15 protein-coding genes are annotated in these 19,423 nt (G+C 72.5%); 5 read left to right on the top strand and 10 right to left on the bottom strand.

The genetic code is table 11. The features are described from left to right. Positions 1–2: 2 nt before the first annotated feature. Together G3I77_RS32590 and G3I77_RS32585 are read right to left on the bottom strand one after the other, a co-directional pair. Positions 3–485 (bottom strand): methylated-DNA--[protein]-cysteine S-methyltransferase, encoded by a 483-nt coding sequence (locus G3I77_RS32590; RefSeq protein ID WP_248509423.1) that lies wholly within the window; start codon positions 483–485, stop codon positions 3–5. 9 nt (positions 486–494) lie between these two features. Then, on the bottom strand, positions 495–1,976 hold the full coding sequence (locus tag G3I77_RS32585) for an AlkA N-terminal domain-containing protein (protein ID WP_282574234.1): 1,482 nt from the start codon (positions 1,974–1,976) through the stop codon (positions 495–497). A 131-nt stretch (positions 1,977–2,107) separates the two neighbouring features. On the opposite strand from G3I77_RS32585, the gene G3I77_RS32580 reads away from it, so the two are divergent. Continuing rightward, the gene (locus tag G3I77_RS32580) at positions 2,108–2,470 is read left to right on the top strand and encodes a metalloregulator ArsR/SmtB family transcription factor (protein WP_248509422.1); all 363 of its coding nucleotides are present in this window, start codon (positions 2,108–2,110) and stop codon (positions 2,468–2,470) included. 20 nt (positions 2,471–2,490) lie between these two features. Here G3I77_RS32580 and G3I77_RS32575 read toward each other — a convergent pair whose 3' ends face one another. Next, the gene (locus G3I77_RS32575) at positions 2,491–6,387 is read right to left on the bottom strand and encodes a glycoside hydrolase family 2 TIM barrel-domain containing protein (protein ID WP_248509584.1); all 3,897 of its coding nucleotides are present in this window, start codon (positions 6,385–6,387) and stop codon (positions 2,491–2,493) included. 223 nt (positions 6,388–6,610) lie between these two features. Beyond that, positions 6,611–7,441 (bottom strand): alpha/beta fold hydrolase, encoded by an 831-nt coding sequence (locus tag G3I77_RS32570; protein ID WP_248509420.1) that lies wholly within the window; start codon positions 7,439–7,441, stop codon positions 6,611–6,613. A 152-nt stretch (positions 7,442–7,593) separates the two neighbouring features. Between G3I77_RS32570 and G3I77_RS32565 the strand changes: the two genes are divergently transcribed. Next, complete coding sequence (locus tag G3I77_RS32565; RefSeq protein ID WP_248509419.1) at positions 7,594–9,639, top strand: SpoIIE family protein phosphatase; 2,046 nt, start codon at positions 7,594–7,596, stop codon at positions 9,637–9,639. Positions 9,640–9,720: 81 nt separating this feature from the next. On the opposite strand, the gene G3I77_RS32560 is transcribed toward G3I77_RS32565, so the two are convergent. Further along, positions 9,721–10,137, bottom strand: a complete 417-nt coding sequence (locus G3I77_RS32560; protein WP_248509418.1) for a hypothetical protein — start codon at positions 10,135–10,137, stop codon at positions 9,721–9,723. A 355-nt stretch (positions 10,138–10,492) separates the two neighbouring features. Between G3I77_RS32560 and G3I77_RS32555 the strand changes: the two genes are divergently transcribed. Both G3I77_RS32555 and G3I77_RS32550 read left to right on the top strand, forming a co-directional pair. Further along, the gene (locus G3I77_RS32555) at positions 10,493–11,065 is read left to right on the top strand and encodes a potassium channel family protein (protein ID WP_248509417.1); all 573 of its coding nucleotides are present in this window, start codon (positions 10,493–10,495) and stop codon (positions 11,063–11,065) included. Between the two features lie 3 nt (positions 11,066–11,068). Next, on the top strand, positions 11,069–12,478 hold the full coding sequence (locus tag G3I77_RS32550; protein WP_248509415.1) for a DUF2252 domain-containing protein: 1,410 nt from the start codon (positions 11,069–11,071) through the stop codon (positions 12,476–12,478). Here the strand turns inward: G3I77_RS32550 and G3I77_RS32545 are convergent, their stop codons facing one another. Next, positions 12,479–12,676: a hypothetical protein gene (locus G3I77_RS32545; protein WP_248509583.1), complete on the bottom strand. Its 198-nt coding sequence runs from the start codon at positions 12,674–12,676 to the stop codon at positions 12,479–12,481. Positions 12,677–13,273: 597 nt separating this feature from the next. Here G3I77_RS32545 and G3I77_RS32540 point away from each other — a divergent pair. Continuing rightward, positions 13,274–14,107: a class II glutamine amidotransferase gene (locus tag G3I77_RS32540; RefSeq protein ID WP_248509414.1), complete on the top strand. Its 834-nt coding sequence runs from the start codon at positions 13,274–13,276 to the stop codon at positions 14,105–14,107. A gap of 13 nt (positions 14,108–14,120) precedes the next feature. On the opposite strand, the gene G3I77_RS32535 is transcribed toward G3I77_RS32540, so the two are convergent. The 4 genes from G3I77_RS32535 to G3I77_RS32520 all read right to left on the bottom strand — a co-directional run bounded on the left by G3I77_RS32535 (position 14,121) and on the right by G3I77_RS32520 (position 18,970). Next, on the bottom strand, positions 14,121–14,630 hold the full coding sequence (locus tag G3I77_RS32535; protein WP_248509413.1) for an O-acetyl-ADP-ribose deacetylase: 510 nt from the start codon (positions 14,628–14,630) through the stop codon (positions 14,121–14,123). Next, positions 14,627–16,036, bottom strand: coding sequence for an NAD(P)/FAD-dependent oxidoreductase (locus G3I77_RS32530; RefSeq protein WP_248509412.1), 1,410 nt, complete (start codon positions 16,034–16,036; stop codon positions 14,627–14,629). The genes G3I77_RS32535 and G3I77_RS32530 overlap by 4 nt, the downstream gene beginning before the upstream one ends. A gap of 181 nt (positions 16,037–16,217) precedes the next feature. Then, entirely contained in the window at positions 16,218–17,063 is an 846-nt protein-coding gene (locus G3I77_RS32525; protein ID WP_248509411.1) for an inositol monophosphatase family protein, read from the bottom strand. A gap of 77 nt (positions 17,064–17,140) precedes the next feature. After that, positions 17,141–18,970: a gamma-glutamyltransferase family protein gene (locus G3I77_RS32520; RefSeq protein WP_248509410.1), complete on the bottom strand. Its 1,830-nt coding sequence runs from the start codon at positions 18,968–18,970 to the stop codon at positions 17,141–17,143. Positions 18,971–19,423: the final 453 nt, after the last annotated feature.

The following is a 19,423-nucleotide window of genomic DNA, read 5'->3' as shown; positions in this document are numbered from 1 at the left end:
AGTCAGAAAAGGGAGGCTCCGCGTTCGAAGTCCAGCAGGCGCCGCTTGCGCTCCAGCCCGCCCCCGTAGCCCGTCAGGCCCCCGTTCGCGCCGATGACGCGGTGGCAGGGGACGATGATGCCGATGGGGTTGCGGCCGTTGGCGAGGCCGACCGCGCGGGAGGCGGCGGGGGCCCTGAGGAGGTCGGCGAGTTGGCCGTAGGTGCGGGTCTCGCCGTAGGGGATGCGGCGCAGCTGGTCCCAGACGGTGCGCTGGAACGGGGTGCCGGCCAGGCGCAGTGCGACGGTGAACTCCTTGAGCTCGCCCGCGAAGTAGGCCTTCAGCTGCTCCTGCACCTCCCCGAAGAGGGTGTCGTCGCGGAGGCCGAAGCTCTCCTGCGGCGGGCGGTGGCGCTGGTCGGTCATGTAGAGGCCGCACAGGACACCGTCGTCGGCGACGAGGGTGAGGGGGCCGTACGGGCTGTCGGTCACGGTGTGCTGCTTCATCGAACGTCCCTATACCGGAAGGAAGTTGATCGGGTGGCTGTCGGTCGCCCAGAGGTACTGGACCGCGTAGGCCCGCCAGGGGCGCCAGGCCGCGGCGCGTGCGGTGAGCGCGGCGGGAGTGGACGGCAGGCCCAGTTCCCGGGCGGCGCGGCGGATGCCGAGGTCGGTGGGGAGGAAGGCGTCGGGGTCGCCGAGCGCGCGCATGGCGATGACGTCCACCGTCCAGGGACCGAAGCCGGGCAGGGCGAGGAGCCGGGCGCGGGCCTGGGGCCAGTCGCTCTCGACGCCCAGGTGGAGGTCGCCGTCGGCGAGGGCGCGGACCAGGGTGGTGAAGGTCGTGCGGCGGGTGCGCGGCATCGCCAGCGTCTCGGGGTCGAGCGCCGCGAGGGCCTCGGGGGCCGGGAAGAGGTGGGTGAGGCCGCCCTCGGGGTCCTCGACCGGTTCGCCGTACGCGGTGACCAGACGGGCCGCGTGGGTGCGGGCGGCGGCGGTGGAGACCTGCTGGCCGAGCACCGCCCGGACGGCGAACTCGGCCTCGTCGACCGTGCGGGGCACACGCCGGCCGGGTGCCTTGTCGACCAGCGGCGCCAGGACGGGGTCCGTGCGGAGCTGGTCGTCGATCGCGACGGGGTCGGCGTCCAGGTCGAGCAGGCGGCGGCAGCGGCTGATGGCGACGGTCAGATCGCGCAGGTCGCCGAGGGTGAGGCGGCAGGCGATGTGGTCCGGGTTCGGGGTGAGGGCCACGATGCCGTGGCCGTACGGCAGGCGCAGGGTGCGGCGGTAGGAGCCGTCGCGCCACTCCTCCACGCCGGGTACGGCCGTCGCGGCGAGGTGGCCGAAGAGGTTGTCGGGGTTGAGCGGCACGCGGAACGGCAGCCGCAGCGACAGGGCGCCGGGGGTGCTCGCGCCCTGCCGCTTCGGGGCGCGGGCGCGCAGCTCGCCCGGGGGCAGGGCGAAGACTTCGCGGACCGTGTCGTTGAAGGTGCGGATCGAGGCGAAGCCGGCGGCGAAGGCGATCTGCGCCATGGGCAGGGCGGTCGTCTCGATGAGCAGCCGGGCCGTCTGGGCGCGCTGGGCGCGGGCGAGCGCCAGGGGGCCCGCCCCCAGCTCGGCGAGCAGCTGCCGCTCGACCTGCCGGGTGCTGTAGCCGAGCCGGCCGGCGAGGCCGGGCACGCCCTCACGGTCCACGACGCCGTCGGCGATCAGCCGCATGGCGCGGGCCACGAGGTCGGCGCGCTGGTTCCACTCCGGGGAGCCGGGGCTGGTGTCGGGCCGGCAGCGCTTGCAGGCCCGGAACCCGGCCTGCTGACAGGCCGCCGCGCTGGGGTGGAAGACCATGTTCTCCGGCTTGGGCGGCACCACCGGGCAGCTGGGACGGCAGTAGATGCCGGTGGTCAGGACGGCCGTGAAGAACCAGCCGTCGAACCGTGCGTCCTTGGACCGGACGGCGCGCACGCAGCGCTCGGTGTCGGTGTGCATTCCCGTCTGCATGCGTCCAGGATCGGGCACCGGGCGGTGCGGGGCTGGCGAGAATCCGACATCGACGTGCCCACGCCCCACCACCCCACCGGGACAGATGAAGATTCATTCATGTGTTCGTGCGGGGCCGGTACGATGACGTCATGGGTCATGGAGCCGTCACCCCCGTGCAGGACGCCGGCGCGCGCGTACGCCTGGACGCCGACAACGTCGCGAAGGTCGCCACCACGCTCCAGGCCCTGTCCACACCGTCCCGGCTGCTGATCCTGGCGCGGCTGCGCGAAGGCCCCCTGCCGGCCACGGAGTTGGCCGCCGAGGTGGGCATGGAGCAGTCGGCCTGCTCGCACCAGCTGCGGCTGCTGCGCAATCTGGGCCTGGTCGTGGGTGAGCGGCAGGGCCGTTCGGTGGTCTACGCGCTGCACGACCACCATGTCGCCGAACTGCTCGACCAGGCCGTGTACCACGTGGAGCATCTGCGCCTGGGCATCAGCGACGCCGCCGACTGAGGCGGCGCCGCTGACCCGGTCTACGCGCCGGCGGTCGGCCGTCGCGAGGCCTCCATCGCCTCGCTCACGCGCGTGAGCGGCCGCAGCCGGTAGGTGTACGCGTAGTCGCGGCCGGCAAGCAGCTTGAACTCGTCATGCGTGTGCGCGCCCCAGCTGTTGTCGCCGCCCACGCCCATCTGGCGGTGGTTGAGCCGCAGGACCACCGCGTCCCGAGGGGTGAGCTGGTAGTCGTGGCGGGCCCCGACGGACAGGTCCTCGGGGGTGAAGTGCGAGGCGTTCACCTCCAGCAGCGGCTCACCGGACACGAGCAGTCCGCGCCCCCTGCCGTCGGTCAGCGCCGCCCAGCGGACGTCGGTCTTGTTGCCGTTCTCCTGGGGGCGCAGGTACGGGGTCCACTGCCCGGAGACGGTGCCGGAGTACAGGCCCACGTCGGTGGCGTTGTTGCGGTCCCACATGTTCTCCTCGGGGCCCCGGCCGTAGTAGTGCAGCCGGTCCAGGCTCCTCGGCAGGAACAGCAGGGTGCCGACCTCCGGGATGTAGGGCAGGTTCGCCGCGCCCGGGTGCAGGGTGTTGTCGACCTTGATCTCGCCGTTGCCGAAGACCGTGTACGTCGTGCTGTACGTGGACTCCGTGCCGGTGGGCAGCGTGCCGGTGACGGTGACCTCGACGGCCCGGTCGTCCAGGGGCCGCACCCGTACGTCTGCCACCTTCCGCTTCGCTCCGGCGTCGCGCCACGTCTGGTTGCGGGTGTGCTGACCGTTGCCCCGGTCGTTGTCGGTGGGCGCCCGCCAGAAGTTCGGGACGGGTCCGGAGGTGATGAGCCGGATGCCGCCCGCCTCGTAGGAGGTGATGATTCCGGTGCTCTTGTCGACGGTGACGGCGAAGCCCTTGCCCTTCACGGTGACAATCTCGTCCCCGTCGGTGTGGCTGAGGGCGGGCACGGTTCGCAGCGGCGCGGGCTTCACGGCCGGGCCGCCCGCGTCGAGGGCGAGTTGCTGCTTGGCCACCTCGAAGCCGGCCTTGGCCCACCGGGTGGCTTCCCTGGTGGTGAAGGAGAGCTGGAGGAAGTACTCCGTGCCGGGCTCGGGGTTTGCCGGGAGCCGCACCGGGATCCTGATGTCCTTGCTGCTCAGCGGTGCGACGTTCAGCTGGTCGCGGGTCAGCCGGCCGCGCTGGACGACCTTGCCGTCGGCGACGAGGGACCAACGGCCGTCGAACTCGCGGAGGTTGGTGAACAAGTACTCGTTGGTGAGCTTGACGGCGCCGGGACCGCCCGAGGCCGGGGTGGCGTTGACGGCCTGGTAGATCTGCTTGACCTCGGCGGACTTGCCGGTGAGGCCGCGGTCGGCGGTGACGATGCCGTTTCCGCAGAAGGCGCCGTCGTTGGGGTTGTCGCCCCAGTCGCCGCCGTAGGCGTAGAACGTCTTGTCGCGCGGGCGCTTCTCGGTGAGGCCGACGGTGGCCGCGTCGAACCAGAAACGCACGCCCTCGTCGCCCGGCTTGCGCGTCTCCGAGGCCAGTTCCGCGGCGCTCAGGGCGCGGGCGTACACGCGGGCGCGGCGGATGGTGCCGCTGAACTCCCGGGTCGGGTTGTCGATGTCGGTGGCGAGTGACAGGGAGGCGGTGTTGTCGGCGGGGCGCCGGGTGGTGGTCCGGGTGCCGCGCACCTGGCCGTCGACGTACAGGGTGAGCGTGCCGGCGTCGGCGTCGAAGACACCGGCGATGTGGTGTTCCCTGCCGGTCCAGCCGTCGGGCAGCGCCCAGCTCGCGGTGACCCACTGGCCGCCGCCGTGGATGAAGAACTCCAGGTTCTTGTCCGTCTGCTTGAGGGCGTACTGGGTGTCGCCCTTGGCGATGATCGGCTGGTGGAAGCCGGTCACGTGCGGGGTGACCCAGGCCTCCAGCGTGAGGGAGCCCGTGAGGTCGAGGCGGGAGTCGCGGGGGAAGACGGTGCCGCCGGAGATGCCCTTGGCGCGGTCGAAGGTGCCGGCGGGCGCGATGACCTCGCCGCGCAGCGAGCCCGGGCCGGACTCGGTCAGCAGCTTGCGGGACGGGGTGGGCCGGCGCAGGGCCTGGTCGACGAAGTCCCAGATCCAGCCGCCCTGGAGGACGTCGTGGCGGCGGACGATGTCCCAGTACTTCTTGAAGTTGCCGTTGGAGTTCCCCATGCCGTGGGAGTACTCGATCATCACGTACGGCCGGGTGTCGCTCGTGTCCTTGGCGCGCTGCTCGACCCGCTGCGGGCTGTCGTACATCTCGGAGCGGATGTCGCTGATGCCCGGGCGGTCGTCGCCCTCGTACTGGATGACGCGCGTGGGGTCGTAGCCGCGGATCCAGTCGTACATGGCGTTGAAGGTGGTGCCGCCGCCGGCCTCGTTGCCGAGGGACCAGATGACCACCGAGGCGTGGTTCTTGTCGCGGTGGACCATGTTCTGGGCGCGCACCACGCACGCCTCGGTCCACTCCGGGTGGCCGCTGCCGGGGAACTTGTCGCGGATGCCGTGGGTCTCGAGGTTGGTCTCGTCCACGAGGTACAGGCCGTACTCGTCGGCGAGTTCGAGCCACAGCGGGTTGTTGGGGTAGTGCGAGGTGCGGACGCTGTTGATGTTGAGCCGCTTGATGATCTCGATGTCCTCGACCATCTGCGCGCGAGTGAGTGCCGAGCCGGTGACGGGGTGCATCTCGTGCCGGTTGACGCCGCGCAGGGAGACCGGCTTTCCGTTGATGCGCATCAGGCCGTCCTTCAGCGCGAACTCGCGGAAGCCGACCCGGTGCGAGAGGGTCTCGACCACCTTGCCTGCCGGGTCGCGCAGGCGGAGCACGGCGGTGTAGAGGTTCGGGTGCTCGGCCGACCACAGCTTCGGCGAGGGGACGGCTCTGGACGCCTCGACCGTCGCCTCGTCGCCGTCGGGGACGTCGACGGACCGGTTCAGGGGCCGGGACCAGACGGCGTGGCCGCGCGCGTCGTAGAGCTGGGTCTCGACGGTGTAGCGGCCCGCGCCCTCGCCGCCGTAGTCGCGGACGTGCGCGGTGACCTCGAGCTCGGCGGAGGTGTAGCCGTCGCCGAGCGGGGTGTCCAGGCGGAAGTCGCGCAGGTGCACGTTCGGCGTGGAGTACAGGTGCACCGAGCGGAAGATGCCGCTCAGCCGGATCATGTCCTGGTCCTCCAGCCACTCCGCGTCGGAGTAGCGATAGACCTCGACGGCGATCTGGTTGGTGCCCGGCTTGAGGTGACGGGTGATGTCGTACTCGGCGGAGGTGTAGGAGTCCTCGTGGTAACCCACCAACTCGCCGTTGATCCACACGTAGTGGGCGGACTTGACGCCCTCGAAGTGCAGGAAGGTGCGGCGGCCGGACCAGTTGCGCGGCAGCGTGAACGTGCGGCGGTACTGGCCGACGGGGTTGTAGCGGGTCGGGGCGGCCGGCGGCTGGGTTTCCTCGCCACCGCCGTTGGGACCCCACCAGGGGTAGGTGATGTTGACGTAGATCGGGAAGTCGTAGCCGTGCATCTGCCAGGCCGAGGGCACGGGGATGGTGTCCCAGCCCGAGTCGTCGACGTCGGTGCGGTGGAAGTCGGTGTCCCGGTCGTCGGGGCGGTCCACGTAGGCGAATTTCCAGGTGCCGTCGAGGCTCAGGCGGTACGGCGAGCGCTCGCGGTCGCCCTTGAGCGCCTGTCCGAGGTCCGCGTAGGGCATGAGGGTGGTGTGCGGTGGCTCGGTGCCCACCCGGTACACACTCAGGCCGTCGTTCCACTCCGGAGGCCCGTCCGCCGCCGGGCGCCGGCCGGCCGCGTGCGCCGCGGCGGGCGACGCGGACAGGGCGAGCGCGCCGAGCACGGCGGCTCCTGACTCCAGCAGTCGGCGACGGCTGACGACCGGCCGGTCGGCGGGAGAGGGGTGCGAGTGCGGGTGCGGCATGACCGTGGCCTTCCTCGGTTCGACAGGGTGCTGCACGGACTGAGGGCATGTCAGAGGGGACGCCCAACCACCCCTTACTGATGGGTGTTTCTGTTGGGACGCCCGCAACTGACGGTGACGGAGCAACTGCTGAGCAGGCACACCCTAGGACTCGAACACAAACGAAGCAATGATCTCGTCGGACTTTGTGCGGTCCTGATGGTTCCCCGGTGTCGGACGGCGCTCAGGCCGTGAGGAAGGCGAGCAACGTGCTCGTCAGCCGGGCCGGCGCGTCCAGCGGGACGAGATGACCGGCCTCCGGGACCGGCACCAGCCGCGCGCCCGGGATCAGGGCGGCGAGCTCCTGCCCCCTGGCGAAGGGGATCCAGGTGTCCTCCGTGCCCCAGCACACCGTGACGGGCAGGTCGATTGTCGGGTAGAGCGGCTGGATCTCGTCGGTGTAGCGCTGGTCGGCCTGCGCGATCTGCCGGTAGAAGGCGGCCTGGCCCTGCTCCCCCGTCCAGGGCCCGACCAGCGCGTCGAGCGTGGCGGGGCGCAGGCCGAGGTGACTGGCGGAGGAGACGTACTCGCGCACCAGGGCCTCGTGCAGCGCTGCCGGGAGCTGCTCGAACACCTGGCTGTGCTCGCCGACCAGCCGGAAGAAGGGGGAACCCCAGGGCTTCAGGGCCACCGGGTCGACCAGCGCGAGCCGCCGGTAGCGGGCGCCGTGCAGGAGGTGGGCACGCAGTGCCACGCACCCGCCGAAGTCGTGGGCGATCACGGACGGCTCCCGAAGCCCCCAGTGCGCGAGCAGCTCGGCGAGGATCCGGCCCTGGGCGCCCAGCGAGACGTCCTGGCCGGGGTGCATGCCGGAGGTGCCGTAGCCCGCCATGTCCCAGACGTGCACGTGGTGCCCGACGCCGGCGAGGGCGGGTGCGATCTCGTGCCACACGTACGACGAGAAGGGCGTCCCGTGCAGCAGCACCACCGGCTCGCCGCCGGGGTCCCCGAACCGGTCCCAGCGCACGGTCCCCGACGCGGTGTCCAGGCTCTCCCGCAGTGTCCAGTCCCCCACGATGCCGCTCCTTCCCACCGCAGGTGCCGACCCGCCGTTTTTTGTCATTTCAGCGCGACAGTGCGCCTCCTCCGACCGTAATGTGACCTCATCGGACAGCCTGCGCAACAGATCATGGCGGTACCTTTGCCGCGCCGGAAGGAGCGGCTCGCATGAACGGGTATGCGACCTCGGACCGCGAGGCCGTCGCGGCCGCGCCCGGTGGGCTGCTGGATCTGCTGAAGGTCGCGGCCGTGGTCCTGGACGCGGGCGGGCACATCGCGCTGTGGAGCCCCGAGATCGAGCAGCTGCTCGGCTGGACCGCGGAGGAGGCCCTGCGGCAGCGTGCCGACACCCTCCTGGTCTCCCCCGAGAACCGGCCCCGTGGCAGGGAGCTGTTCGCCCAGGTCAGCACGGGCGCCCGCTGGGCCGGTGTCTTCCCGCTGCGGCACCGCGACGGCACCGAACGGGCCGTGGAGTTCCGTACGATGCGTCTCCTCGACCCCGAGGGGCAGCCCCACCTGCTGGGACTCGCCACGGACGCGACGACCGTACGGAAGGTGGAACGCGACCTCGCCCTCTCGCACAGCCTCGTCAACCAGACCCCGCTCGGTATCGCGATCTTCGACAACGACCTGCGCTGGGTCGGGGTCAACCCCGCGCTGGAGCGGATCAACGGCGTGCCCGAGGAGGCCGTGCTGGGGCGCCGGGTCGGGGAGGTGCTGCCGGACCTGGACGTGGAGGCCATCGAGGAGCGGATGCGGCACGTCCTGGAGACCGGCAGACCCCTGCTCGACCAGCAGACCGTCGGGCGTACGGCGGCGGACGCACACGACCGCGCCTACTCGGAGTCGTACCACCGCATCGAGGACACCGACGGCCGGGTGCTCGGACTCGCGATGGCCGTGCTGGACGTCACCGAGCGCCAGCAGGCCGCGGCCGAGGTCGCGCAGGCGCGCCAGCACCTGTCGGTGATCGCCGACGCGGGGATGAAGATCGGCACCACGCTGGACCTCCAGCAGACCGCCCGGGAGCTGGCCGACGTGGTCGTGCCGCATCTCGCGGACCTGGCCGCCGTGGACGTCCTGGAGTCGGTCGTGGCCAGCGGCACCATCACGCCCGTGTCGGGCGGCGCCCCGGCCGAGTTCCGGGCGCTGGCCGTCGCCGCCGGCTACCCCACCGACGCCATCCACGCCGCCGACCCGGTGGGCGAACTGGCCACGTACGGCTCGTCGCGGATCATCACGCAGTGCGTGCGCAGCGCCCGCCCGGTCCTGGTCGAGCGCGTGGACGGCAAGATGATGCGGCGTCTGGCCCGGGACTCACGGGCCGCCCAGGCCCTGCACGAGGCCGGCGCCCACTCCTACCTGGCGCTGCCTCTGATGGCCCGGGGCAAGGTGCTCGGCACGCTCTCGCTGTACCGCACGGTCAGCGAGCGCCCCTTCGACGACCGGGACCAGGTGCTCGCCTCGGAACTCGCCGCCCGCGCCGCGATCTGCATAGACAACGCCCGCCTCTACGGCCGCGAACGCGGCACCGCCCTGACCCTGCAGCGCAGCCTGCTCCCGAGCACGCCCGCCGAGCGGGAGGGGCTGGACATCGCCGCCCGCTACCGTCCGGCCCTCAGCGAGGTCGGGGGCGACTGGTACGACGTCCTGCCGCTGGGCCCGGGACGCACCGGGCTGGTCGTCGGGGACGTCATGGGCAAGGGCGTCCAGGCCGCGGCGATCATGGGGCAGCTGAGCACGGCGACACGGGCGCTGGCCCGGCTGGACCTGCCGCCCGCCGAGCTGCTGCGGCACCTCGACGACATCGCCGGCTCGCTCGGCGATGCGATCGCCACGTGCGTGTACGCGGTGTGCGACCTGAAGCGCGGCACCTGCGAGCTGTCCAGCGCCGGGCATCTGCCACCGGTGCTCGCCGGGGCGGACGGCAGTGTGAAGCTCGTCGACGTGCCGGGCGGTGTCCCGCTCGGGGTCGGCGGCGTGGAATTCGGCACGGTGGAGGTGGAATTCACCCCGGGCTCCCTGCTCGCCCTGTACACGGACGGGCTCGTCGAGAACCGCGCCGAGCCGATCGACACCGGCCTCAGCACGCTGACCCGCCTGCTCCAGAACGCGGGGCCCAGCCTGCAACGCGCCAGCGACAGCCTCCTGAGCGCGCTGAGCCCCGAGCCCGACGACGACGTGGCCCTGCTGCTGGTACGCGCCCGCGCCTGAGTGCCCGGTCCGCAACTCCTGGCCCGTTCGGGCGAGTTGGAGCGGGACAGGGCACAACTGGGCCATGCACGGCCGGACGGGTCAGGCGTCACCCTTGCGTGGGGTGCACAGGGCCCAGATGATGAACCCGGACATCGCGATCATCACCACGGACCAGACCGGATAGGCGGGCAGGGAGGCGAAGTTGGCGATGATGACGAGTCCGGCGATGCCCACGCCGACGACGCGCGCCCAGCCGGACCCCTGGAACAGCCCCATGCTGACCAGCACGGCGACCACGCCAAGCATGAGGTGGATCCAGCCCCAGCCGGTGAGGTCGAACGCGAAGACGTAGTTGCGAGTCGTGACGAAGACGTCGTCCTCGGCGATCGCCGCGATGCCGCGCATGACGGCCAGGATCCCGGTGATCATGAGCATGACTGCCGCGAAGACCATCATGCCGGTGGCCCAGCCTCGCTTCGCCGTCGAGTGCCCGTGCGTAGGGTGTGTGGCGGTCATCCTGCTCCTCGATTCTGCTGCGTCCGGCGCGGTCGGCGACCGGAGGTGGGGGGACCGGGTTCCGTAGGGCGCCGCGGGAGCGGATCCCGGACAGCCCTGCGAGAGGGCCGCATCCCGGCGGCCCCGGTCCGGCCGCGAGCGAGGACACAGACGCGCACACCCCCCGGGAACCAGTCCTCCGTCCCCGGTGCACGCCCGGCGGCGGTCCCCGTCGACCCCAGCCTGCCCGGGGCCCGGGCAGGCTGCCTCACCCGCGGCGGGTGATCCGCATGAGGCGCCGGCGCGCTGAAGTGGTGGGGCAGGCCTTGTGGGGCGCCCCAGTGCCGGAGGCAGGACCGAGACCGAGAGACGCGCGATGGACGATCCAGCAGAGGTGCCGTACCGGCGGCGGCCGGGACGCCGGCGTGCGGCGGTCTCGGCCCTCGCGCGCTCCGCGCTCATCGCGGCCGGGCTCGTCACGGTCTACTACGTGCTGCCCCTCGACGGGCGCATCACGAGCGGCGATTCGGTAGTGCTGGCCTGCGGTCTGCTGCTGGTGGTCGTGGTCTTCTGGTGGGAGGTGCGGGCCATCGTGACCTCGCCCTACCCCCGGCTGAAGGCCGTCGAGGCCCTGGCCACGACACTGGCGCTGTTCCTGCTGCTCTTTGCGGGCGCCTACTTCCTGCTGGAACACACGACCCCGGGCTCGTTCAGCGAGCCGTTGACCAAGACGGACTCCCTGTACTTCACGCTCACGACGTTCGCCACCGTCGGCTACGGCGACATCACGGCCCGTTCCCAGACCGGACGGGTGCTGACGATGATTCAGATGGCGGGCGGACTGCTGCTGGTGGGCGTGGCGGCACGGATCCTCGCCGGCGCGGTGCAGGCGGGACTGCGCCGGCAGGGCCGGGAGCCCTCGGACTCCCCCTCGCGGCCGGAGAACTGAGCCATGACCGTACCGAGCCCCTTCACGACCTTCATGTCACCGGCAGAGCGGGCGGCCGCGGGCCGGGCCGCGCGGCGGCGCGTGCCGCGGTCGTCCCACGCCGGATTCGAGGCGGGACCGGACCGTTTCGACCCGGTCGAGGTGGTGGAGCGCCAGTCGGCCACCCGCGTACCGGAGTTGGTGCCGCTGCGCTACGGCCGCATGCTGGAGTCCCCGTTCCGCTTCTACCGCGGCGCGGCGGCGATCATGGCGGCGGACCTCGGGGCGACCACGGACACCGGGCTGCGGGTGCAGCTGTGCGGGGACGCCCATCTGCTGAACTTCCGGCTGCTGGCCTCGCCGGAGCGCCATCTGGTCTTCGACATCAACGACTTCGACGAGACCCTGGCCGGGCCGTTCGAGTGGGACGTCAAACGGCTCGCGGCCAGCTTCGCCATCGCGGGCCGCGCCAACGGCTTCTCGGCGGCGGAGCAGAACAGCGCGGTGGAGACCTGTGTCCGGGCCTACCGGCGGCGGATGCGGGAGTTCGCCGGGATGCGCAACCTGGACATCTGGTACGCCCAGGACGACGCCGACCACATGCGGGAGCTGATGGCCGCGTCGATGTCCAAGGAGGCCCGGCGCCGCACCGGGAAGGCCACGGCGAGCGCCCGGGCCCGGACCCACATGCAGGCCTACGCGAAGCTCACCCGGGCCACGGCCGAGGGGCGGCGGATCACACCGGACCCGCCGCTGATCACCCCGCTGCGGGACCTGATGGACGACTCCTCGCAGCGGGGGCGGGAGAGGGAGCTGCGCGCCGTCCTGGAGGGGTACGCCCGGACCCTGTCGTCCGAGCGCCGGCATCTGCTGCGCCGCTACCGCCTGGTGGACATCGCCCGCAAGGTGGTGGGGGTCGGCAGTGTCGGCACCCGCTGCTGGATCGTGCTGCTGCTCGGGCGGGACGACGACGATCCGCTGCTGCTCCAGGCCAAGGAGGCACAGGAGTCGGTGCTCGCCGCCCACTCCGGCGGCGACCGCTACGACAACCAGGGCCGGCGCGTGGTGGCGGGACAGCGGCTGATCCAGACGACCAGCGACATCCTGCTGGGGTGGACGCACGCGGTGGGCCTCGACGGGCAGGAGCGGGACTTCTACGTACGGCAGTTGCGGGACTGGAAGGGCGTCGCCCGGCCGGAGACCATGGACCCCGGTCTGCTCCGGCTGTTCGGGCGGCTGTGCGGGGCGAGCCTGGCGCGGGCCCACGCCCGCTCCGGCGACCCCATCGCCCTCGCGGCCTACCTGGGCGGCGGCGACCGATTCGACCGCGCGCTCACCGTGTTCGCCCAGGCGTACGCCGACCAGAACGAGCGGGACTTCGAGGCGCTGGGCGCGGCGGTCCGCTCGGGCCGGCTCCACGCGGCGACGGAGTGATCACTCCGGCAGCCGGCGCATCTCCACGACCCTGAGTCCCAGCGACCGGAATCGGGTCAGCAGCCCGTACAGGTGGGCCTCGTCGGTGACCGGGCCGAACAGGACCGTCTGCCCGGCCATCACCACGTGCTCCAGCTCCGGGAAGACCTTGGCCAGTGTCTCCGACATCTGTCCGGCGACGCGGATCTCGTAGCGCATGTGCTGCTTCTCCCCCGGGCGGCCTGGGGCGGGCGGGGTGCGCCCTCGTCCTGCCATGGTCCGCTCCGGCGGGCCGTCCGCCCTCACCCTGCGCAGGTGAACCTCGCGGCGCGGCTCACAGGGGCTTCATGGGGCGGGCGCGGCGGACCGCGTCGCGGCGCCGGCTCACCGCGAGCTTGCGGTTGATGCTCGGCCGGTCCGCGCGCCGTCGGCCATCGTCAGCGGTGTCGCGAGGGCCCGGTCGAGGTGGCGGACCAGGCGCACCCGACGCACGAAGGGGCCGGGCCGCTCCGGCTGGGCGCGCGCGGGTGCTCAGGAGCGGATCACTCGTGGGATCGACGTCCTCGGGCTCCGCGTCGGTCTCCTCCGTCACGGCCACGGACCCCACCGTCGTCCGCCGTCCGTCCGGTCGCGAGCGACGCTCGTCTCGATCAGGATCTCGGCGTTCACTCACCCGCGCAGGCCCGGCCACGGCCCCGCAACCACCCGCGGCGGGCGATGCGACCCGGGCGCGAACGGGGTTCCCTGAAGTCCACGTACACCGGCTACGGAGCCGCGCGGGCCCGGCCCGGGCGGCTCGGAACAGGGGTATCGGCCATGTGCCGCTGGCTCGCCTACTCGGGCACTCCCGTGCTGCTCGACGACGTCCTCTACCGCCCCGAGCACTCGCTGATCGACCAGAGCCTGCACGCGCGGATGGGGGTCGAGACCACCAACGGCGACGGCTTCGGCGTCGGCTGGTACGCGTGGCACCTGCGCACCCCCGCCGTCATCCGCGACACCGGCCCGGCCTGGAGCAACCGCAACCTGCGGGAGATCGCCGACCACGTCCGCTCGCCGCTGTTCTTCGCGCATGTACGCGCCTCCACCGGCTCGGCCGTGCAGCAGACGAACTGCCATCCGTTCCGCCACGGGCGGTGGATGTGGATGCACAACGGGGCGATCGACGGGTTCCGCGAACTGCGCCGGGATCTCATGCTGGCCGTGGACCCGGGGCTGTTCCCGTCGCTGGAGGGCACGACGGACTCCGAGGTGATGTTCCACGTGGCGCTCACCCTCGGGCTGGACGGCGATCCGCCGGGTGCGGTGGCCCGGATGACGGGGCTCATCGAGCGGCTGGGCCGCGAGCACGGAGTGCCGCAGCCGCTGCAGATGACGGTCGCGGCGACCGACGGGGAGCGGGTGTGGTTCTTCCGCTACTCCAGCGCGGGAAAATCGCGGTCGCTGTACTTCAGCAGCCGGGTGGAGGACATACGTGCCCTCCACCCCGACCTGGGGTTCCTGAACCACGTCTCCGACGAGACGCGGCTGGTCGTGTCGGAGCCGCTGGGCGATCTCCCCGGCGTGTGGAACGCCGTACCGGAGAGCAGCTACGGCGTCGTCCAGCCAGGCCGGGACCTGCTGCGGCATTTCGAGCCGGAGCCCGTCTGAGCCCGCCGCCGCGTCAGCCGAGTCGCGCGGCGAACGCCTCGTACGCCCGCTCGTCGAAGAGGACGAACCTGACCTCCTCGACCGCCGTGTCCGCTGCCCGCACGGTCTCGACCGCGATGCGGGCGCCGTCGTCCATCGGCCAGCCGTAGACGCCCGTGGAGATCGCGGGGAACGCGACGGTACGGGCGCCGAGTTCGCCGGCGACACGGAGCGACTCGCGGTAGCAGGAGGCGAGGAGGCCGGAGCGGTCCTCGCTCGCGCTGAACACCGGGCCGACCGTGTGGATGACCCAGCGGGCGTCCAGGTCGCCCGCGGTGGTGGCGACGGCCTGGCCCGTGGGCAGGCCCTTGCCGAGGTGCGCCGCGCGGAGCCGGCGGCAGTCCTCGAGGATCGCGGGGCCGCCGCGGCGGTGGATCGCTCCGTCGACGCCTCCCCCGCCCAGCAGTGAGGAGTTGGCCGCGTTGACGATCGCGTCGATGCTCTGGCGGGTGATGTCGCCCCGGACCAGTTCGATGGTCGTCATGTCTGCCTCAGTCGCTTCCATACGGCCTTCGCCGCGTTGTGCCCCGACATGCCGTGCACTCCGGGGCCCGGCGGGGTCGCCGACGAGCAGATGAACACGGCCGGATGCGGGGTGCGGTACGGGAACAGGGTGGGCTTCGGGCGCAGCAGGAGCTGGAGGCCGGAGACCGCGCCGGAGGCGATGTCCCCGCCGATGTAGTTGGCGTTGCGGGCGGCGAGTTCGGGCGGGCCCGCCGTGGCGCGCGCCAGGACGCGGTCGCGGAACCCCGGGGCGAAGCGCTCCAGTTGGCGCTCGATGGTGTCGGTGAGGTCGCCGGTCCAGCCGTGCGGGACGTGGCCGTAGGCCCAGAAGACGTGCTTGCCCGCCGGGGCCCGGGTGGGGTCGACGACGCTCGGCTGGACCGTGATGAGGAACGGCTTGTCGGGGGCCCGGCCCTCCCGGGACACCGCGCGCAGGGCCGCGCCGATCTCCGCGCTGCTCGCGCCGACCTGCACCGTGCCGGCGGCGCGGGCCTCCTTCGCGGTCCAGGGCACGGGGCCGTCCAGCGCGTAGTCGACCTTGAAGACGCCCGGTCCGTAGCGGTAGCCGGCGTAGTGGTTGCCGAAGCCGGCGATGCGGGCCAGGGCGGTGGGCGAGGTGTCGAAGACGTACGCCCGGGCCGGCGGCAGGTCGTCGAGGCGTTTGACCTCGTAGTCGGTGTGGACGCTGCCGCCGAGGTCGCGCAGGTAGGCGGTGAGGGCGTCGGAGAGGGACTGGGAGCCGCCGCGGGCGACGGGCCAGCCGCGGGCGTGCGCCGCGAGGGCGAAGACCAGGCCGATGGCGCCGGTGGCGAAGCCGCCGAGCGGTGCCATGACGTGGGCGACGAGCCCGGAGAACAGGGCCTTGGCCGGTTCGTCGCGGAAGCGCCGCATCAGCAGCGTCGACGGGGGCAGCCCGGCCAGGCCGAAGCGGGCGAGGGTCACCGGGTCGCGGGGCAGCGCGGTCAGCGGCAGCGACATGAAGTCCCGGGCGAGGGTGTCCCACTTGGGCAGGAAGGGCTTGATGAGCCTGCGGTACGCACCGGCGTCGCGCGGGCCGAAGGAGGCGGCCGTCTCGCCGATCGTCCGGGCCAGGACGGCCGCCGTGCCGTCCGGGAAGGGATGCGCCATGGGCAGCTCGGCGTGCAGCCACTCCAGGCCGTACCGCTCGAGCGGCAGGGCGCGGAACGCCGGTGAGTTGATGGCGAGCGGGTGGGCCGCGGAGCACGGGTCGTGCCGGAAGCCGGGGAGGGTGAGCTCCTCGGTGCGGGCTCCGCCGCCCACGGTGCTCCGGGCCTCGAAAACGGCGACGGAGAAACCGCGGCGGGCCAGCTCCACGGCCGCGGTCAGTCCGTTCGGCCCCGCACCCACTACGACGACATCGAGCATCGACGGCACCTTCGGACCCCTTCGTCAGCCGATGGCCACTGAGGATCAGGATATGCCCGGAGACTGACAGTCACCGGCGGCCGGTGATTTCCGGTGCGGAAGGCCGCTTTGCGGCGGCTGAAACCTTCCGATGCGCACGTTGGGTCATCACCTGTGTGCGGCACGCAACGGGTTCTGCCGCTCATACGCCGCCCGACAGCAGGCCCACCACCCGGCGGGCCGTGGCGGCGTCGCGGGCCGCGGTGAAGGGCAGGGCGTTGCCGCCGGAGATGCGGAACGGCTCGCCCGCGAGGGTCAGGTGGGCGCCGCCCGCCTCCTCGACCAGGAGCAGACCGGCCGCGTGATCCCAGGCCGCCTCCCAGGAGAACGCCACCGCGTCCGACTCGCCGCGGGCGATGGCGAGATACTCCAGTCCGGCCGAGCCGCACGGGCGCGGTGCCACACCGTCGGCGCGCAGGCCGAGCAGGGCGTGCTTCTCCTCGTCCGTCGTGTAGTCGGGGTGGGAGGTGGCCACGCGCAGGTCCCGGCCGGGCTCCGGCACTCCGGCGAACAGCCGCTCCCCGTCGAGGTGGGCGCCCTTGCCCCGCTGGGCGGTGGCGAGCCGGTCGCGGGCGGGCGCGTACGTCCAGGACGCGAGCAGGGTGCCCCGGTGGGCGAGCGCGACCAGGGTGCAGAATCCGGCCTCGCCGCGCACGAACTGGCGTGTCCCGTCGACCGGGTCGACGATCCAGACCGGGGCGTCGCCGCGTATCGCCTCGTAGGACGCCGGGTTGGCGTGGACCGCCTCCTCGCCGACGACGACCGAGCCGGGCAGCAGGTCGGCCAGGGCCGCGGTCAGGTACAGCTCGGCCATGCGGTCGGCGTCGGTCACCAGGTCGTGCGGCCCGCTCTTCTGGTCGACCTCGTGCGCGGCGAGCTGGCGCCAGCGCGGCATGATCTCGGTGGCGGCCGCCTTGCGGATCGCCTCTTCGACGTCGGAGGCCTGCTCTGCGAGAAACTCTTCGATGGTTTCGTTGCTGTCGTTCACCCCTCCATGACAACACGTGCCACTGACACGGCCCGCCCGCCGGGTGGAATGGGGGTGGCATCGTGATGAACAGCGGTTCACCGGCCCACCGCGTATCCCTGCATCCCGCGCGGGTTCGCCGCCGCCGACAGCACGCCCGTCTCCGGGTCCCGCGCGACCGCGCACAGCCTGCCCTCCGACCAGGGGCCGCCCACGGTCACGTCGTGGCCGCGCCGCCTCAGCTCCCCGATGACGGCCGGGTCGGTGCGGGACTCCACGGTCACGCTGCCCGGGCGCATGCCGCGCGGGTAGAAGGAGCCGGGGAAGCTGTCGTTGTGCCAGTTCGGGGCGTCGATCGCGCCCTGGAGGTCGGGGCCGCCGCGCACCTGGGCGCGCAGGGCGACGGCGAGGAAGAAGTGCAGCTGCCACTGGTCCTGCTGGTCCCCGCCGGGCGTGCCGAACGCCATGACGGGTACGCCGTCGCGCAGGGCGATCGAGGGCGTCAGCGTGGTGCGGGGGCGGCGGCCGGGGGTGAGGGAGCCCGGCAGGCCCTCCTCCAGCCAGGCCATCTGGAGCCGGGTGCCGAGCGGGAAGCCGAGTTCGGGCACGACGGGGTTGGACTGGAGCCAGCCGCCGCTGGGCGTGGCCGAGACCATGTTGCCCCAGCGGTCGACGACGTCGAGGTGGCAGGTGTCGCCGAGGGTGGTCCCGTCGGCGAGGGTCTCCGGCTCGCCCGGCACGGGGGACGCCGGGCTCTTGGCGACGGTCGGTTCACCGGCGCCCAGGGCGTCGAAGCCCTCCTGGGCGGCGGCCGCCACGTGCGCGTGCGCGGACAGGCGCGGGGTGCGGCCGCCGGGGCTGCCGGGCCGCAGGTCGTTCTCGGCCCGGTCTCCGACGAGGGCGCGGCGGGCCGTGTTGTACCCGTCGGACAGCAAGTCGTCGAGCGGCACGTCGGCGGCGTCCCCGTACCAGGCCTCCCGGTCGGCCATGGCGAGCTTGCAGTTCTCGATCAGCAGGTGGACGTAGTCGGCCGAACCGTAGGGGGGCAGTTCGGGCGGGAGCAGGGCGAGCTGCTGGAGCAGGACCGGGCCCTGGCTCCAGGGGCCGGGTTTGCACACGGTCCAGCCGTTCCAGTCGTAGGTCGCCGGTGTCTCGTAGGTCGCGGACCAGGCGGCGAGGTCGGCGGCCGTGAGGGTGCCGGTGTGGCGTTCCCCGCTGGTGTCCCTCGTCGGGCGCCCCGCCTGGCGGACGAGGGCGTCGGCGATGAACCCGGTGCGCCACACCTGACGGGCGGCCTCGATCCGCGCCTCCCTGCCGCCCGCGCCGGCGGTCTCGGCGAGCAGGCGCTTCCAGGTGGCGGCGAGCGCGGGGTTGGCGAAGAGCTCACCGGGGCGGGGCGCCTTGCCGCCGGGCAGGTAGACGTCCGCCGACGAGGTCCACTCCGTCTCGAACAGCTCGCGCACGGTCTCGACGGTTTCGCCGACGCGCTCCACGGGCGCGTGCCCGTGCTCGGCGTAGCCGATGGCGTACGCCAGGACGTCGTCGAGGGTCTTGGTGCCGTGGTCGCGCAGCAGCAGCATCCAGGCGTCGAACGCGCCCGGCACGGCGGCGGCGAGCGGCCCGGTGCCGGGGACGAGGTCCAGGCCGAGGCCCTGGTAGTGCGCGACGGTCGCCCCGGCCGGCGCGACGCCCTGCCCGCACAGCACCCGTACCTCGGCGCCGGCCGGGGCGAGCAGGATCGGCACCTCGCCGGCCGGGCCGTTGAGGTGCGGCTCGACGACGTGCAGCACGAAGGCGCCCGCCACGGCCGCGTCGTAGGCGTTGCCGCCGCTCTCCAGGACGGCCATCGCCGACTGCGAGGCGAGCCAGTGGGTGGAGGACACCATGCCGAAGGTGCCGCGCAGGGTGGGACGAGTCGTGAATTCCATATCTGACCCCGGTGTTTACGTGTGCCGGTCGGCTCAGAACGGGCCGTGGGGAGAATGAGCGCGAGGCCATCTCCTCCAGGTGGACCCATCGCCCCCTCTTTCCTGGCCGGGCCGTTGAGGCCCGAAACTACTGCGCTCGCGGAGTCAAGGTGCACAGCAGTTCAGCGGCAACCCGTCTCACCTGGCGAAATGGGCCCCCTGGGCGGGCACCAAAATCTCCTGGTGCACGCTGCCGCTCCGTTACGCGGACACGTCGTTCTCGCCGACTCACGACGCCCCCACGATCGCGAACCCGGTACCGCAGGTGGAGGAGCTGGACGTCATGTCTCCCTGCAAGACGTCGCCGACCGCGAAGGAAGCTGCCTGCATCCTCTCCGCGCCGCCCTACGCAAGAACGCCGTTGCCATGCGCTTCTCAATGGCCCACACGACCCGACAGGTGGACGCCCCGGAG

Source organism: Streptomyces sp. D2-8, assembly GCF_023184515.1.
GTDB lineage: Bacteria > Actinomycetota > Actinomycetes > Streptomycetales > Streptomycetaceae > Streptomyces.
The sequence above is the reverse complement of the archived record's forward strand: the minus strand, read 5'-3'. Positions and strand labels throughout refer to the sequence as shown.